Origin of the sequence: Microbacterium sp. EYE_78, assembly GCF_023149035.1 — a bacterium.
GTDB lineage: Bacteria > Actinomycetota > Actinomycetes > Actinomycetales > Microbacteriaceae > Microbacterium.
In genome coordinates, this window is sequence record NZ_JAHXMY010000001.1 from 204174 (window position 1) to 219496 (window position 15323).

Consider the following 15323-nt stretch of genomic DNA (forward strand, 5'->3'; position numbering starts at 1 on the left):
GTCAGCCTTGAGTCGGGTCGTACCCGACGGAGCGCAGGCGGAAGCCCCCTTCGACGGCGCGGACGCCCACGACGCGGCCGGTGAACCCGCCCGCCACCTCGGTCGAGAGGTACCGACCGTCGAGGCGGCCGAGGTCGTGCTCGACACCGGCCTGGACGACGGCGAGTCGGATGTCATCGGGACCCTGCGTCGTCGCCTGGACGGAGCGCACCACGACGCGCACCGCACCACCATCCAGCCCGACGGCGTCGGTGAGCGGGAGCTCCAGAGAGCCGATGCGCGCGACGGCGACGGCGGACCCGTCCGATACCCGGGCCTCCACCCAGTGATCGTCGTCCAGACGGAGCAGGATTCCCGCGACGCCGTCGACGCCGTCGACCTCAGCGCTGAACGTCCAGTGCGCGTCCGTCACCCGGGCGACCACGGCGGTCATCGCGCGAGACGACCCGGCGGCGGTCCGGATGAGCGTCCCGGATGCATCGTGGCCGCCGATCTGGTCGTCGACGGCCAGACCGGGCGACACCCACCGCGGGTGCAGCGGACCCGCAAGGTCGTCGGAGAACGAGCGACCGACGCTCGGGACCGTGAAGTGGTCCTCGTCGAAGACCGGCCACTCGTGCTCCCACCGCACACCTGCGAGGAAGGTCTCACGCCCGTTCACGTGGAACATCGGGGTGATCCCCCGGGGGCGGACCGCCAGGTAGACCGCCGCCCACTCCCCCGTCGGCGTCTCGACGAGATCGGCGTGCCCCGTGTTCTGCACCGGGTGGGAGGTGCTGCGATGCGTGAACACCGGGTTGGTGGGCGCGGCCACGAACGGCCCGCGCGGGCTCTGCGACCGAGCCACCGTCACGGCGTGGCCGCGCTCGGTGCCGCCCTCGGCGATCACGAGGTACCACCAGCCGTCGTGCAGATACAGATGCGGCGCCTCGGGAAAGGCGAGACCGGTGCCACCCCAGACCCGGTAGGGCCCTTCCAGCACGGTCCCGCTCTCGATGTCGACGCGCGCTTGGGCGATGCCGCGCATCGCGGGGGCGGTCGAGCAGTAGGTCACGTAACAGTCGTCCCCGTCCCATGCGAGGTCGGGATCGATGCCCGGCAGCCCCTCGACACGGCGCAACGGAGACCATGGTCCCGCCGGATGCGTCGCCGAGGTGAGCACCTGCCCCGTGGCACTCGCGACGTCGGTGGTGATGATCCAGAAAGTCCCATTCCGATGCCGGATCGTGGGCGCGTAGACACCGCCGCTGGATGCCGCATGGCCCGGCACCCAGTCCTGCGCCGCCGAGAAGGCGTTGCCGATCTGCGTCCACGACCGCAGGTCGCGACTGTGCCACACCGGGATACCAGGCGAGTACTCGAAGGACGAGTTGACGAGGTAGTAGTCCTCGCCGGCACGGCAGATGCTCGGATCGGGGTGGAAGCCCGGGATGATCGGCTCGAGCGAGGCGGGGAGGGTGCTGCTCACGTGACTCCTGTCGCGGGGATGCCTCGCTTCGAGGAGCGGGACGGCCTGATGCTCATGACCTGAGTCACAGTACCGGCGTCGCGCAGTCCCGACGGGTCCGCGACCCGCGCCGGTTCACGGAACCCCCGGACACAACAAAACCCCCGGGTGGAGCCGGGGGTTTTGCGTAGCGGGAGCGGGGCTTGAACCCGCGACCTCACGATTATGAGTCGTGCGCTCTCACCAACTGAGCTACCCCGCCACGAGCATCCGAGAGATGCTGCGAGCCCCGAGTCAGGATTGAACTGACGACCCCTTCCTTACCATGGAAGTGCTCTGCCACTGAGCTATCGGGGCGTGCTGCCCGCACGCGGGCAACTAGAAGAGGATACCAGAACCGCGGCATCCGCCATGACACCGGGTCAGTCCTCGGTGTGCTCCTTGAGCCACGGAACGGGGTCGATCCGGGTGGTGCCGCCGAGCAGCACCTCGAGGTGCAGGTGCGCCCCGGTGGACTTGCCCGTGCTGCCGACCTGGCCGATGACCTGGCCGGCCTCGACCGTCTCGCCGGGCGAGACGCGGAGCGAGCCGTACTGCATGTGCCCGTAGCGGGTGGAGACGAGCTCGCCGTCGATGATGTGATCGATGACGACCGTGACGCCGTAGTCCCCGCCGGCCTCGGTCGCGATGCGGACCGTGCCGCCGGCGACGGCGTGGATCTCGGCGCCTGCGCCGGGCGTGAAGTCGGTGCCGTGGTGGGCCCGCGAGAACTTCGAGAGGTACGAGGTCGATCCGAATTGCGCCGAGATCGGCACCCCGACGGGGAACGGCCACTGGACGGCGGCGGTCGAGTCGTTGACCCAGGTGCCGGCGAACTGGGTGACACCAGCATCGGCGGCGACGTCGCGCATCGACTCGATGCCGTACTCGTCCGAGCGCTCGAGGTCGATCGACTTCACGTCGGATGCCGCGACGTACGCCTGGATCTCGGGCTCATCGGCATCGGCGGCCGGAGCGACCAGCGAGATGTCGCTGCGGACCTCCTGGCCGAAGGCGCCGACGGCGAGGACCGGGGTCGTCGTCCCGACGGCGAGGAGTCCGACGACACCGACGACGCTCACGGAGAAGGATGCCGCGGCCATGCGCTTCAGCGCGACCTTGCCGCGACGCGGGCGGACCGCTGCGGCCGACCGCACTCGGGTGGTCTGCTGCCGACGCTCGTCGGCCTCGACGGCGGCGCGGGCGACCTGCACGGGTGTCTCTCCCGTGAAGGAGAAGACCTTGGCGGCCGCCTCGAACTCGTCGATCAGCTCGGCGTCCGACGCGTCGGCAGCGACGTGCGTCGAATCCGCGGCGGGCAGGACGATCGTCTCGTCCAGGAATGCGGGAGCCTGCGGGACCGACGGGATGTCGGCGTCGACTCGGCGGGTGGATCGGGTCCGGCGGCGGGTCGGCAGGGCCGTCGCGGCGGCCTCGGCGACAACGGCCTCGGGGAGTGAGACGGCCGCAGCGGCGGGTGCAGGCGCGAGCGCATCGGCTGCAGACGCATCGGCGACCGCGGGTCGCGTACGACGGCGGCGCGTCGGTACCTGCGCGGCGGCCGCAGCCTTGGCCTCGTCGACAGCCTTCGCGAACGCGATGACCTCACCCATCGCCGCGACCGCCAGGACGGCGGCGCCCTCGGCAGCGTTCTCCGTCACGGAGTCGCCAGCCGGCGCAGCCGACGCCTGTCCGCCCTCCGCGTCATGCGCGACGGCGTCGGAGGGGCGGCCGGCTCGGCGGCGAAGCTCGGCACGCGTCAGCGGCACGGCGTCGGACGCGGCGGGTCGCCGGTCACGACGCGCGCCGACGGCGCCGGTCGTGGGGATCTCGAGGGTCAAACGTGCGGGCTCTCGGGTAGAGCGGCTGGGCGGCCGCGGCTTCAGGTCTACAGTCCTCCGCTCGGGCAGCGAAGGTAACGATCAGATAACCACGCTACACGACGGCGCTGAAAAAGGCATGTGCACTCACACTCCGGCGATCCGCTCGGCGATCCGGTCGTGCAGATCCGCTCGGGCGGCGATGGTCATCTCGCTGCCGGGGCGGCCACCGGGCGAGCCTGAGATCCGTCCCCCCGCCTCGACCACGAGCAGGGCGCCGGCGGCGTGATCCCACGGCTGCAGACCCCGTTCGAAGTAGCCGTCCAGCCGGCCCGCCGCGACATACGCGAGGTCCAGCGCGGCCGACCCGGCGCGGCGCAGGTCGCGCAGCAACGGCATCACGGCCGCGACGCGCGCGAGGTCGCCCGCGTGATACTTCGGGTCGTAGCCGAAGCCGGTGGCGACCAGGGCACCCGCGTCGCCGGGTTCCGACACGGAGAGACGGGTCGAGCCGTGCCACGCGCCGCCGCCGCGGACGGCGTGGAACACCTCCCCCGTCACCGGGTTGTGCACGGCCGCTGCTTCGGCGATCCAGTCGGTCGGCGTCGGGTCGCCGGTGACGGCCGCGATGCTGACGGCGTAGTGAGGCATTCCGTAGGCGTAGTTCACCGTGCCGTCGATCGGATCGACCACCCACGTGATGCCCGACGAGCCCCGTTCCGCACCGGACTCCTCACCGAGGAAGCCGTCCTCGGGCCTGTCCTCCGACAGCCGGGCGCGGATGAGCGTCTCGACCTCCCGGTCGGCCTCGGTCACGATGTCGGCGATCGCGGACTTCGTCGCGGCGATCGCGACGCCCTCCTGTCGCCGTCGACGCGCGAGCTCGCCCGCTTCCCGGGCGATGTCGATGGCGAGGTCGGCGAGCGCGGCGGCATCCATGGCCTCCACGCTACGCCCGCTAGGTTGAGCACCATGACCGCCATCCGAGACGTCGTCATCGTCGGCGGAGGGCACAACGCCCTCGTCGCCGCGGCCTACCTCGCACGAGCCGGACGCTCTGTGACCGTGCTCGAGCGGGACGATCACGTCGGCGGCGCCGCCGTCTCCGAACGCCCCTGGGCGGGCGTCGACGCGCGCCTGTCGCGGTACTCGTACCTCGTGAGCCTTCTGCCTCGCACGGTGATGGACGACCTCGGCCTCGACATCCGGCTGCGCCGCCGGCGCTACTCCTCCTATACGCCGATGCCGGACGATCCCGCGCGGGGCGTCCTCATCGACGGAGGGGATGCCGCAGCCACCGCCGCGAGCATCGAGCACGCCACGGGCGACCCGGGCGAGGCCGCGCGGGTCGCCGCCTTCTCCGATCGGCTCGCGCCCCTCGGCCGCGGCCTGTTCCCGACGATCACCGAGCCCCTCTCCGCCGAGCGCGACGCGCGGCGCCGAGTCGGCGACGACGGCCTCTGGGACGCCGTCACCGCCCGCCCGCTGGGCGAGCTGATCCGCTCGTCGCTGTCGAGCGACGTCGCTCGGGGCATCGCCTTCACCGACGGTCTGATCGGGACCTTCTCCCGCTCCGACGACCCGTCGCTGCGCCAGAACCGCTGCTTCCTGTACCACGTGATCGGCGGCGGCACCGGCGACTGGGACGTGCCGATCGGCGGCATGGGCGCCGTCAGCGCATCCCTCGAGCGGGCCGCACGGGCTGCGGGCGCCGAGATCCGCACGGGCGCCGACGTGGTGGCCGTGTCACCCGACGGCGAAGTGACACTGGCGGACGGCGAGCGGGTCGGTGCGCGGGTCGTGCTCAGCGGCGTCGGGGCGTCCGTCCTCGACCGGCTCATCCGCGCAGCGGGTGCGCCTGGGGGGGACGTCGCCGCGCCGGAGGGCGCGCAGATCAAGGTGAACATGCTGCTGCGCCGGCTCCCGCGCCTGCGCGACACGACGGTCGACCCGCGTGCCGCGTTCGCGGGGACCTTTCACATCAACGAGACGCTGACCCAGTTGGATGCCGCCCACGACCGCGCCGAGGCAGGGGGCATCCCCGATCCCCTGCCGGCGGAGATCTACTGCCACTCCCTCACCGACCCCTCGATCCTCGGGGAGGAGCTGCGAGCGAGCGGCGCGCAGACCCTCACCCTCTTCGGACTGCAGGTGCCGCACCGGCTCGTGACCTCGGGTGCGGCGGACCGGTCGACGCTGCTCGCGGCCGCGCAGTCGTCGCTGGATTCCGTGCTCGCCGAAGCCATCGCGGACGTCGTCTTCGAGGCGCCCGACGGCTCGCCGTGCATCGAGGCCCGGACGACCGGCGATCTCGAGGAGTCGCTCGGGATGATGGGCGGCGACATCTTCCACGGTGATCTGTCGTGGCCGTGGGCTGACGACGACGAACCGCTCGAGACGCCCGCCGAGCGGTGGGGCGTCTCGAGCGGTCACGAGCGTGTGCTGCTGTGCGGGTCCAGCGCACGGCGCGGCGGCGCCGTCAGCGGCATCGGCGGTCACAACGCCGCGATGGCGGCACTCGAACTGCTGTCGCGCGGCTGAACTCAGCTCTGCGGCGGCACGGGCGGCGCCGGAGGGACGTCCGGCGTGCCGGGCAGCGGCGGGACCGGGGGCGCCGGCCGTTCGGGTGCTCCGGGGGCCGCGGGCGGATCCTGCGGGGCGGCCGGGGGCTCGGGTGCGCTCGCGCTCGTCGCGACCGGCGGCTGGGACGCGTGGGGAGCGCCGGCGGCGCCGTACGGCTGCTGCGGATAGGTCGGCCAGCCCGTGTAGTAGGCGTTCCAGTCCGGCGAGCCGTCGGGCATGACCGGGAGGGGCGTGCGTCCATCCGCGTACGTCGGCCACGCCTGCGGCTGCGCGGGGGCCTGCTGCGGGTAGGCGTGGTGCCCGTAGTCCGGCTGGCCGTGCGCAGGCTGTGCGTACGCCTGCGCCCCGGCACCCTGCGACGCGGAGCCCTGTGCCGGCTGCGGCGCGTACTGCGCGTCGGAGTACGGCGAGACCGCCGGGCGCGGCCGCTTCGGCGCGAAGAGCGCGTTGACGAGCGGGACGAGTGCCGTGCCGACCGCAGCGAGGATCGCGAGGGACACCACCACACGCCAGTAGATGTCGCGGAACTCCACGAACTCGGCGAGCATCAGCGCCAGCACCAGCATGAGGGCGAGGATCACGACCAGGCCCATCGTCACGTAGGTGACGATGCTCGTGAAGGTGGTCTGGTGACGTGCGTAGGCCTTCGCGAACAGCCGGATGTGGAGGAGCGCCCCCTGCAGGATCAGCACGATCAGCAGGAACGTGAAGAACCGCTGGATGCCGACGCCGAACGCGTCGTCATCCTCCGGCATCCAGATCAGGAACGCCCCGACGAGCAGTGCGAGGACCCACGACACCATGCTCGCGAGGGCGAACCACGCGGGGCGGCGGGCGGCGAGGGACGACTCGAGGATCGCGATGCCCGCGAACCCCGCCAGGAGCAGGATGGTCATGAACGCCCGCTCGACGATTCCGTTCGAATCGCCGACGATGACCCAGACCACGCAGACCAGGGCTGCGGCGATCAGGGCGCCGATCGCCACCCAGATGGCCGCGCGGAAGATCTTGCTCGATCGGGGGGCGGTGATCGGTTCGCTCATCCTCGACATCCCTTCGGCGGGGTCCTCCCCCGCGACGCCCCCATCCTGTCAGACGGGCCGCGTCCGAGTCCTGCCGTCCGCCCAAATGCAGAAGGACCGCAGAGGGTTCTCTGCGGTCCTTTTCTGTGGCGAGTGAGGGATTCGAACCCCCGAATGCAATGCAGTCTGATTTACAGTCAGATCCCTTTGGCCGCTTGGGTAACTCGCCAGGTGCGCACCCGCCCGGCTTTCTCAGTCGACCGGAGGCGCGATCACCCATCCTACCCTCACCGGGGCCGGTGGGAAAAACCAGCCCGTCAGGCCGCCGAGGCGACCCGCTCGACGAAGGACTCGAGGCGGTGACGAGTGCCGTCGATGCGACGGTCCACGCTTGCGCGGATCTCGCTGGGCGCCAGCGGGCCGGCGATCCTGACGTTCTCGTGGCAGGTCAGATCGGCGCAGACGTAGGTGCCGACGCTGTCGCCCCGATCACCGGCATCCCCCGTCCGCCTGGCAGTGAACATGGTTACCTGGTTGCCGGGCTGCATCGTGTGGCAGATGTTGCACATGGCCGAGCGCGCGGCCGCGCCGTTCGCCGCCCGGAGGACGATGCCGGTGGGTTCGCCGTCGATCTCGGCGACGACGTACCCGCGGCTCTTCGTCGTCGGGTCGCGCCACGCGAGGAAGTCGAGGTGATCCCATTCGAGGATCGGGAAGTCGTGGGGTGGCTCCAGGCGCTCACGCTCGTCCCGGGTCGCGTTGACGAGCACGTCGCGCAGCTGCTCTTCGGTCAACGGCTGCATGCCGACAGTCTAAAGACGCCTCCGGACGGAGGGACCGGCTCAGGCCGAGACGGCGAGATGGATGGAGATCCCGGCGATCAGCGCGATGCCCACGACGCATCCGATGGCCGGCCACAGGTATCCGCGTCGTCTGATGATGGCGTACACGAGTCCGACGATCCCCGCGAGCATGGCGACCGCGCCGCCCGCGACGACGACGGGGAGCGTGAAGAGGACGAGCCAGCCGTAGTCGCCGTCGAGCCCCGCCATGAGGCCGGTCACGATGAGGGTGGGCAGCAGCGCCAGCACGCTCAGCGCGATCGCGCCGATACCCCAGGCGCGTTGCGCGGTGAGGGGCTGCTCGGGGGCGGTGGTGGTCACGCGGCCAGACTAGGCCTCGGCTCGATCGTCGCCCGGAGGGCGCGCGGTCACTCGTTCCAGTCGATCGTGCGTGAGGTCGGGCGGAGCTGGACGCGATCGCCCGGCTGCAGGACCCGCGACGCGCCGGCGTCGTTGAAGGCCTGCACGGTCTGGGAGTCGACGCAGAACCGGTCGCCGATGCCACGGTAGGTGTCGCCCGGCTGCACGGTGTAGTACGTCGGAGTCCCGTCCACCTTCTCGACCGCCCCCTCGGCGTACTCACCCGAGCCGCTGTCGACGATGGTCCCGCTCAAGGAGACCTGGCGCGTCGCGCCGTCGCCGGTGATCTCGATGCGCGCGATCGCATCGCAATCCTGGTGTGTGCGATACCCGCCCCGCAGTTCTTCGTTCAATCGGATGACTCGACTTTCGGCATCCGTCGCCAGTGCGAGGTACGTGTCCGCATAGATGCCGGTCGCGTCATCGATGTCGTTGAGGTCCGCGATGACGGCGGAGTCGAGGCAGAAGCGGTCGGCGATGCTCCAGTAGGAGTCGCCGCCGGCCACGAAATACACGCTGGGAAGCCCCGCCTCGCTCGCGGTGACCGACCCGTTTGCGCCGCTTCGCGCTCCCGAGTCCGTCCCCGGCGTGACACCCGCGCAGCGAGCCTCCACCTCCGGCGTCGGCGTGGGTGTCGACTCGACGGTGGTCGTCGGGACAGAGGTCGGCGTCGCGGTCGGCGTCGGCGTGCGCGTCGCGGCCGGTGTGGGAGTCTGCCGCTCGGCAACCACCTGGTCGGTGGGGATCAACCCGACCAGCCCGGGCGCGGCGATCGCCGCCAGCCCCACGACGGCTCCGACGGCGATCCCGACCATGACCTTCGCGCGCCGCTCCACGCCTCGACGCTATCGGCGGTGGGCGCCCGGGCGCCACTCGCGGCATCCAGCCCCCCGGAGGCGAGTCCCCGGCACCGCCGCCGGACGGCGAGCGCAACCCCGTGGCGGGGCGCTCCCCCGACGGTACGCTCGGAGGCATGGCTGACTCCTCCTTCGACATCGTCTCCAAGATCGACCGCCAAGAGGCGGACAACGCCCTCAACCAGGCCCGTAAAGAGGTCGAGCAGCGCTACGACTTCAAGGGCACCGGCGCGTCGGTCGAATGGAGCGGCGAGTCCATCCTGATCAAGGCGAACAGCGAGGAGCGCGCGAAGGCGGTCCTCGACGTGCTCCAGTCCAAGCTCATCAAGCGCGGCATCTCGCTGAAGAGCCTCGACTCGGGCGAGCCCCAGGCCTCGGGCAAGGAGTTCCGTCTCGTGTCGACCCTCAAGGAGGGCATCTCGTCGGAGGATGCGAAGAAGATCAGCAAGATCATCCGCGACGAGGGTCCGAAGTCGGTGAAGTCCCAGATCCAGGGCGACGAGCTGCGCGTGCAGTCGAAGTCGCGCGACGACCTGCAGGAGGTGCAGCGGATGCTGAAGGCCGCCGACCTCGACGTCGATCTGCAGTTCGTCAACTACCGCTGAGGACGACCGTCGCGGCGGGATGTCAAGCCCGGGCGGCTGTCGGAGCCCTCGCCTACCGTGAGAGCACGCACCACGAGCAAGTGAGGACCCTGCGTGCCTGAGCATCACCACCCCACCGCCGGGACCGTCTGGTCGCGGGTCGAAGACGGATTCCACGTCGGCAGCCGCGACGGCAACTTCCTGGGCTACATCGAGCGGCAGCGCGACGGCCGGTTCACCGCGTTCGACATGCGCTCCCGCGCGGTCGGCACGTTCGCCGAGCTCGTCGCGGCGATGCGTACGCTGTCTGCATCGCCGTCCGCCGTCGCGGGCGACCCGGGCATCTTCACGATCAGGGAGCACAGATGACCAAGCCGGACGGGTCCCTGTTCTCCGTCGTGTACTCGAGCATGGCGCGCGAGTCGTTCGACGACGCCGCGCTGCGAGCCCTGCTCGAGCAGAGCCGCGCAGCGAATGCGGCGAACGACGTGACCGGGATGCTGCTGTACCGCAACGGGCGCTTCATCCAGATCCTCGAGGGACCCGAGGACGCCGTGCGCGAGACGATGGCGCGCATCGAGCAGGACACCCGGCACGCGAACCTGCGCGTCCTCATCGATGAGTTCATCGAGGCGCGCAACTTCGCCGACTGGACGATGGGCTTTCAGCCGATCGATTCGCCGACCGACGACGTCCCCGAGGGCTTCCGCGACACCTTCGACGACCTGGAAGCCCACGACGACCCCTCGATGACGCTTCGCGCGGCACGCGAGCTCAGTCTCTGGTTCCGCGTCCGCGCGACGCAGGGCCGCTGACGCGTACGCGTACGACGACGGCCCGGACCCCTCGCGGGTCCGGGCCGTCGTCGTGTGCGCGTCAGAGCGTGCGGGCGAAGGGGTCGAAGTCGACCGGCACCGCGGGCACCGGCGTGACCGTGCTGTCGATCTCGATGTACTGACCGGTCTCGGCCGAGTCCTGCGCCGAGAGGAGCACATCGAGGACGTGGAACCCGAGCTCGCCGGTCGCGACGTGCGGACGATCCTCGGCCACTGCGCGGACCATGTCGAGCACGCCGAGACCGCGGCCGACGACCGTGCCCTGCTGCTCGACGTCGATCCACTCCTGCTCGGTCTTCATGCCGTCGCGGAAGACGCCGAGCGGCTTCACGTACCGGGTGGGACCGTCGAAGCGGTTGGGGTCGGGCAGCACGATCGAGCCCTCGGTGCCGTGGATCTCGACGACCCCGTGCCGTTCGAGCGCCGAGTCGAAGCTCAGCAGGTGCGTGCCGTGCTGGCCGCCCTCGAACGTCGAGACGACCTGCACCGACGAGGGCACCTCGACGGGGAAGGTCTCGCCGGCGCGCGGACCGGTGTGGATGTGCCGCTCGGTGCGGAACCGCGAGCCGCGTGCAGCGACACCGGCGATCGGACCGAGCAGGCTGACCAGCGCCGAGAAGTAGTACGGCCCCATGTCGAGGAGGGGTCCGGCGCCGCGCGCGAACAGGAACGCGGGTTCGGGATGCCACAGGTCGGGCCCCTGCGTCTGGAACGCCGTCTGCACGAACAGCGGCGTGCCGATGACGCCCTCTGCGATGGCGCGCTTGGCGGACTGGAAGCCCGGGCCGAGGATCGTGTCGGGTGCCGAGCCGACGCGGACGCCCGCGGCCTCGGCATCCCTCAGCAGCTGGCGCGCACCCTCGCGGTCGAGGCCCAGCGGCTTCTCGGTCCACACGTGCTTGCCGGCGGCGACGGCGCGGGCGGAGACCTCGATGTGGGACTCCGGGATCGTGAGGTTCACGACCAGCTCGACCTCGGGGTTCGCGAGGACGTCGTCGAGCGTGCCCCACGATGCGACGCCGTGCTCTTCAGCCTTGGCTTGCGCCCGCTCGGGGATGAGGTCGCCGATCGCGACCACCTTCACGTCGGGGAACGAGGTGAGGTTCTCGAGGTAGGTCTGACTGATGACACCGGCACCGACGATGCCGACTCCGACGGGAGCGGTCATGCGATGAACCCGCCGTCCTTCAGGAAGGCGTACGACGCGGCGATGTCCTCGAACACGTCGCCGGGAGCCTTGTCGTACTCGATGACGGCGTACTGGATCGCCGTGCCCGCCTGGAGCGACGCGGCGAGGGGCACGTCGCCGGTGCCGGCGCGCAGCTGCTCGAGCGAGTCGGAACCGAACTCCTCGGCGCCGGGTGCCCAGGGGTTGGATGCCGGGGCGATGCCGTCCTTCACGTGCACGGCGACGAGCCGGTCGCCGATCCGCTCGACGAGGGCCGGCACGTCCTGGCCGCCGGTGAGCGCCCAGAACAGGTCCAGCTCGATCTGGACGCGGTCGTCGGTCAGCTCGAGGAAGCGCTCGTAGGCGGTCTGCCCGTCGAAGGACTTCACGAACTCCTGCGCGTGGTTGTGGTAGCCGACGGACATGCCGAAGCCGGCTGCGGTCTCGACGAGACGGTTGAGGCGCTCGGCGATGTCGGCGACGCCCTCTTCGGTGAACCAGCGCTCGGCGGGGACGAAGGGGTCGATGACCGTGGTGATCCCGATCTTCGCGGCGGCCTCAAAGACGACCTCGGGCGCCGGCGTCGGGATGGACCCGTCGGGCGTCCACAGCTCGTCTGACAGCAGCGGGGCGTGGCCGGTGGGAGACGCGAGCCCGCTGGCGTCGAGCGCCGCGCGGATCTCGTCCGGGCGACGGACGAAGTCGAACGCCTCGACGTTGCGCAGACCGATCGCCGCGAGCTTGTCGAGGGACGCGGGCATGTCCTCGCTGAACTCCTTGGCGAGGGAGTAGAGCTGAACTGAAGCGATGGGCAGAGCCATGAGCCTTCCTTCGTACGTCGTTGTCGGATGCCGCGGGGCGGCGTGGCCACGACGATAGCAGAAAAACCTCCACGTGGAGGTTTTTCTTCGCCGGAGCCGGTACGGTGGGCGTGTGAGCGACCTCCCCCCTGCCGACGAGCCGTCCGTCGACGCCGTGATCGGCCGGCGAGGACTGCAGCCGAAAGGCATCGCCCGCCGGCAGGAGATCCTCGATCGCGCCATCGAGGTCTTCCGCGAGCGCGGCGCCGACGGGACGTCGCTCCGGAAGATCGCGGAGGCCATCGGCGTCTCGCACGCCGCGCTCCTGCACTACTTCGACTCGCGCGAGCAGCTGCTCATCGCCGTCTACGCCCACGCCGAGCATCGCCGCGGCGACAAGCCCGGGAGCACACCCGGCGTCGAGACGATGATCGACGCGGCGATCGCGAACGTCGAGGTGCCCGGTCTCGTCACGCTGTACACCACGCTGCTCGCGGCATCCCTCGAGGCCGACAGCACGCTCGGCCGAGACTACTTCGGTGCGCGCTTCGCACGCCTGCGGTCCCGGCTGACCCAGAGCCTCCTCGACCAGCAGCAGCGCGGCGAGGTCCGGGACGACGTGTCGGCCGAGCATCTCGCGGCACTGATCATCGCGGCATCCGACGGCCTGCAGGTGCAGTGGCTCATCGAGCCGTCCGTCGGACTCGAGTCGACGCTGAGGACGCTCGGCGAACTCCTGAAACCGCGCCGATGAGTGCGACACCCGCCGGCCCCACGCTCACGAGGGGGCTCGTGCTCGTCCTCGGGTTCCTGTCGGCGATCGGTCCGTTCGCGATCGACATGTACCTCGCGTCGCTGCCGCAGATCTCCCGCGACCTGGGCGCCGCGCCCGCCACCGTGCAGCTCACCCTGACCGCGTTCCTCCTCGGTCTCGGAGCGGGTCAGCTGCTGCTCGGCCCCCTCTCGGACACCTGGGGGCGACGGCCCGTCCTGCTCGGCGCGACCGCGGTCTTCGCCGCCGCGAGCATCGCCCTCGTGTTCGCCCCCGTCATCGAGGTGTTCATCGGCCTCCGTCTCCTGCAGGGCCTCTCGGGCGCGGCGGGCGTCGTGATCGCGCGAGCCATCGCGGTCGATCTCAGCACGGGTCGGACCGCGGTACGGGCCCTCAGCCTGATCGCGACGGTGGGCGGTCTCGGCCCCCTCGTCGCGCCGCCGATCGGCGGGCTCGTCGCCGGGTTCGCCGGCTGGCGCGGAGTGCTCACCGCCCTCGCCCTCATCGCCGCCGCGATGCTGCTGTTCGCCTGGCTCGCCGTCCCCGAGTCGCTGCCGCGCTCGCACCGCCACACCGGCGGACTGCGCGCCATGGGGGCATCCTTCGCGCACTTCGTCCACGACCCCGTCTACCTCGGCTACGCCGCCGCCTATGCGAGCGGGTTCGCCGGGCTCATGGCGTACGTGTCGGCATCCCCCTTCGTCGGACAGAACATCCTCGGGATGTCACCCTTCCTCTACGGACTCGGGTTCGCCGGCGGTGGCTCCGCCCTGCTGGTCGCGAACCTCGCGAACGCGCGCTTCGCACCTCGCGTCGGCCCCGAGCGTATGCTCGCGGTCGGCACCTCGATCAGCGCGCTCTCGGCGACCGTGATGACGGTCGCCGCGGCCACCGGCATCCTCTCGATCCCACTGTTCCTCGCCTGCGCGTTCGCGACGATGGGGTCGGCGGGGCTCACCTTCGGCAACGCCAGCGCCCTCGGACTCGCCCGCGCGACGACCCGCAACCGCGGCGCCGGATCTGCGCTGATGGGGGCCGGCCAGTTCGCCGCCGGCGCCCTGGTGACCCCGATCGTGGGACTCTGGGGCGAGGAGACCGCCCTGCCCATGGCGCTGACGATGCTCGTGGGCGCCTGCCTCAGCCTGGTCCTGGGTCTGACCTCGAACCGGGCCTCGCACCGGCGCTGAGTCAGCGCGGGACCAGCGCCCCACGCAGCAGCCACTGCTCGAGCCGCCGGTAGACCTCCCGGCGCGGGGCGGGGCGCGACAGGAAGAGGTCGTGGAGACCGCCGTGGATCCGGGCGACCGTCACGTCCCGGCCGATGCGGGTCGCGGCCCGGGCGATGTCGTCGACGACGAGGACGGAGTCGCTCCCGATCATCTCCGCGTTCCACGCGAACGGGTTGGTGGACGACCCTGACAGCATCACGAGGGCGGGACACCCGACCTCGAGACCGGCAGCGACGCGACGATGCCCGTCGACGACGGCCGACAGCCACGCCGGGTGCGTGGCGAAGCCGCGCTCCGGTCGCCAGTCGGCCCGGTAGCCCTGCGCGGGCAGCGCGCCGATCTCGGCCTGCGCCCGGGTGTAGAACCCGAGGTCCGCGACCGGATGGGTCCCGAGCGGATCGAGGCGGGCACGCGCCTGCACGAGCGGCGCCACGACCTGACGGCCCAGGGTGCCGATCTGCAGCTCGAGCCAGGGACTGTTGAGCACGAGGGCATCGACCATTCCGGGATGCCGCGCCGCCCACAGCGTGGCGGTGAGCCCCCCGGTCGAGTGCCCGACCACCACGAGGCGGCGCTCGTCGGGCGCGTCGACGGTCTCGAGCCGGCCCATCGCGGCCAGCGCGGCCGCGATGTCCGCGTCGTAGACGTCCAGGGATGCGACGAAGCCCGGCGTCTGCCCCTCCCGCAGGCTCCGGCCGTACTTCCGCAGATCGAGGGCGTGGAACCGCGCGCCGAGGGAGGTCCAGAATCGGGCGTGCTCGACCTGGAAGAAGTAGTCCGACCACCCGTGCAGATAGAGGACGTCGACATCCCGCAACGGGCCCAGGAGCGCCCGCAGCCGAGCGGGCAGCAGCCGCACCAGCGTCGCGACGACCTCGCCCTCGTCGTCAGCGCCGAGCGGCAGGGTCAGCTGCTCGAACGGTCGACCGAGGAGGTCGGTCTCCCACTCCGCAGCCACCGCCAT

At 71.1% G+C, this 15323-nt stretch carries 16 protein-coding genes and 3 tRNA genes; 6 read left to right on the top strand and 13 right to left on the bottom strand.

Features of this window, described 5'->3' with window-relative positions; translation table 11 throughout:
• Position 1: 1 nt before the first annotated feature.
• From KZX17_RS15145 to KZX17_RS00970, 5 genes are all read right to left on the bottom strand, one after another.
• Complete coding sequence (locus KZX17_RS15145; RefSeq protein WP_248171429.1) at positions 2-1468, bottom strand: glycoside hydrolase family 43 protein; 1467 nt, start codon at positions 1466-1468, stop codon at positions 2-4.
• A 167-nt stretch (positions 1469-1635) separates the two neighbouring features.
• Positions 1636-1709, bottom strand: a tRNA-Met gene (locus tag KZX17_RS00955).
• A 23-nt stretch (positions 1710-1732) separates the two neighbouring features.
• Positions 1733-1804: transfer RNA gene (locus tag KZX17_RS00960), tRNA-Thr, on the bottom strand.
• A gap of 65 nt (positions 1805-1869) precedes the next feature.
• Positions 1870-3327: a M23 family metallopeptidase gene (locus KZX17_RS00965; RefSeq protein WP_248171427.1), complete on the bottom strand. Its 1458-nt coding sequence runs from the start codon at positions 3325-3327 to the stop codon at positions 1870-1872.
• Positions 3328-3453: 126 nt separating this feature from the next.
• Complete coding sequence (locus tag KZX17_RS00970; RefSeq protein ID WP_248171425.1) at positions 3454-4245, bottom strand: inositol monophosphatase family protein; 792 nt, start codon at positions 4243-4245, stop codon at positions 3454-3456.
• A gap of 33 nt (positions 4246-4278) precedes the next feature.
• On the opposite strand from KZX17_RS00970, the gene KZX17_RS00975 reads away from it, so the two are divergent.
• A complete protein-coding gene (locus KZX17_RS00975) occupies positions 4279-5847 on the top strand; it encodes an NAD(P)/FAD-dependent oxidoreductase (protein ID WP_248171423.1) in 1569 nt (522 codons plus the stop codon).
• A 2-nt stretch (positions 5848-5849) separates the two neighbouring features.
• Here the strand turns inward: KZX17_RS00975 and KZX17_RS00980 are convergent, their stop codons facing one another.
• The 5 genes from KZX17_RS00980 to KZX17_RS01000 form a co-directional block, all read right to left on the bottom strand.
• The gene (locus KZX17_RS00980; RefSeq protein WP_248171421.1) at positions 5850-6932 is read right to left on the bottom strand and encodes a hypothetical protein; all 1083 of its coding nucleotides are present in this window, start codon (positions 6930-6932) and stop codon (positions 5850-5852) included.
• Positions 6933-7058: 126 nt separating this feature from the next.
• Positions 7059-7140: transfer RNA gene (locus KZX17_RS00985), tRNA-Tyr, on the bottom strand.
• Between the two features lie 88 nt (positions 7141-7228).
• Entirely contained in the window at positions 7229-7714 is a 486-nt protein-coding gene (locus KZX17_RS00990) for an FBP domain-containing protein (protein WP_248171419.1), read from the bottom strand.
• A gap of 39 nt (positions 7715-7753) precedes the next feature.
• On the bottom strand, positions 7754-8074 hold the full coding sequence (locus KZX17_RS00995) for a hypothetical protein (RefSeq protein ID WP_248171417.1): 321 nt from the start codon (positions 8072-8074) through the stop codon (positions 7754-7756).
• A 47-nt stretch (positions 8075-8121) separates the two neighbouring features.
• Positions 8122-8949, bottom strand: a complete 828-nt coding sequence (locus KZX17_RS01000; RefSeq protein WP_308194538.1) for a LysM domain-containing protein — start codon at positions 8947-8949, stop codon at positions 8122-8124.
• 137 nt (positions 8950-9086) lie between these two features.
• On the opposite strand from KZX17_RS01000, the gene KZX17_RS01005 reads away from it, so the two are divergent.
• The 3 genes from KZX17_RS01005 (at position 9087) to KZX17_RS01015 (ending at position 10369) form a co-directional block, all read left to right on the top strand.
• Positions 9087-9575, top strand: coding sequence for a YajQ family cyclic di-GMP-binding protein (locus KZX17_RS01005; protein ID WP_248171415.1), 489 nt, complete (start codon positions 9087-9089; stop codon positions 9573-9575).
• Positions 9576-9668: 93 nt separating this feature from the next.
• Complete coding sequence (locus KZX17_RS01010; RefSeq protein WP_248171413.1) at positions 9669-9923, top strand: hypothetical protein; 255 nt, start codon at positions 9669-9671, stop codon at positions 9921-9923.
• On the top strand, positions 9920-10369 hold the full coding sequence (locus tag KZX17_RS01015; RefSeq protein ID WP_248171411.1) for a BLUF domain-containing protein: 450 nt from the start codon (positions 9920-9922) through the stop codon (positions 10367-10369). The genes KZX17_RS01010 and KZX17_RS01015 overlap by 4 nt, the downstream gene beginning before the upstream one ends.
• Before the next feature lie 61 nt (positions 10370-10430).
• On the opposite strand, the gene KZX17_RS01020 is transcribed toward KZX17_RS01015, so the two are convergent.
• A complete protein-coding gene (locus KZX17_RS01020; RefSeq protein WP_248171409.1) occupies positions 10431-11558 on the bottom strand; it encodes a Gfo/Idh/MocA family protein in 1128 nt (375 codons plus the stop codon).
• Positions 11555-12379 (bottom strand): sugar phosphate isomerase/epimerase, encoded by an 825-nt coding sequence (locus KZX17_RS01025; RefSeq protein ID WP_248171408.1) that lies wholly within the window; start codon positions 12377-12379, stop codon positions 11555-11557. Before KZX17_RS01025 ends, KZX17_RS01020 begins: the two co-directional genes overlap by 4 nt.
• 112 nt (positions 12380-12491) lie before the next feature.
• Here KZX17_RS01025 and KZX17_RS01030 point away from each other — a divergent pair, with 112 nt between their 5' ends.
• Entirely contained in the window at positions 12492-13112 is a 621-nt protein-coding gene (locus KZX17_RS01030; protein WP_248171406.1) for a TetR/AcrR family transcriptional regulator, read from the top strand.
• Entirely contained in the window at positions 13109-14317 is a 1209-nt protein-coding gene (locus KZX17_RS01035; RefSeq protein ID WP_248171404.1) for a multidrug effflux MFS transporter, read from the top strand. The genes KZX17_RS01030 and KZX17_RS01035 overlap by 4 nt, the downstream gene beginning before the upstream one ends.
• A gap of 1 nt (position 14318) precedes the next feature.
• On the opposite strand, the gene KZX17_RS01040 is transcribed toward KZX17_RS01035, so the two are convergent.
• Positions 14319-15323: an alpha/beta hydrolase gene (locus KZX17_RS01040; protein WP_282443387.1), complete on the bottom strand. Its 1005-nt coding sequence runs from the start codon at positions 15321-15323 to the stop codon at positions 14319-14321.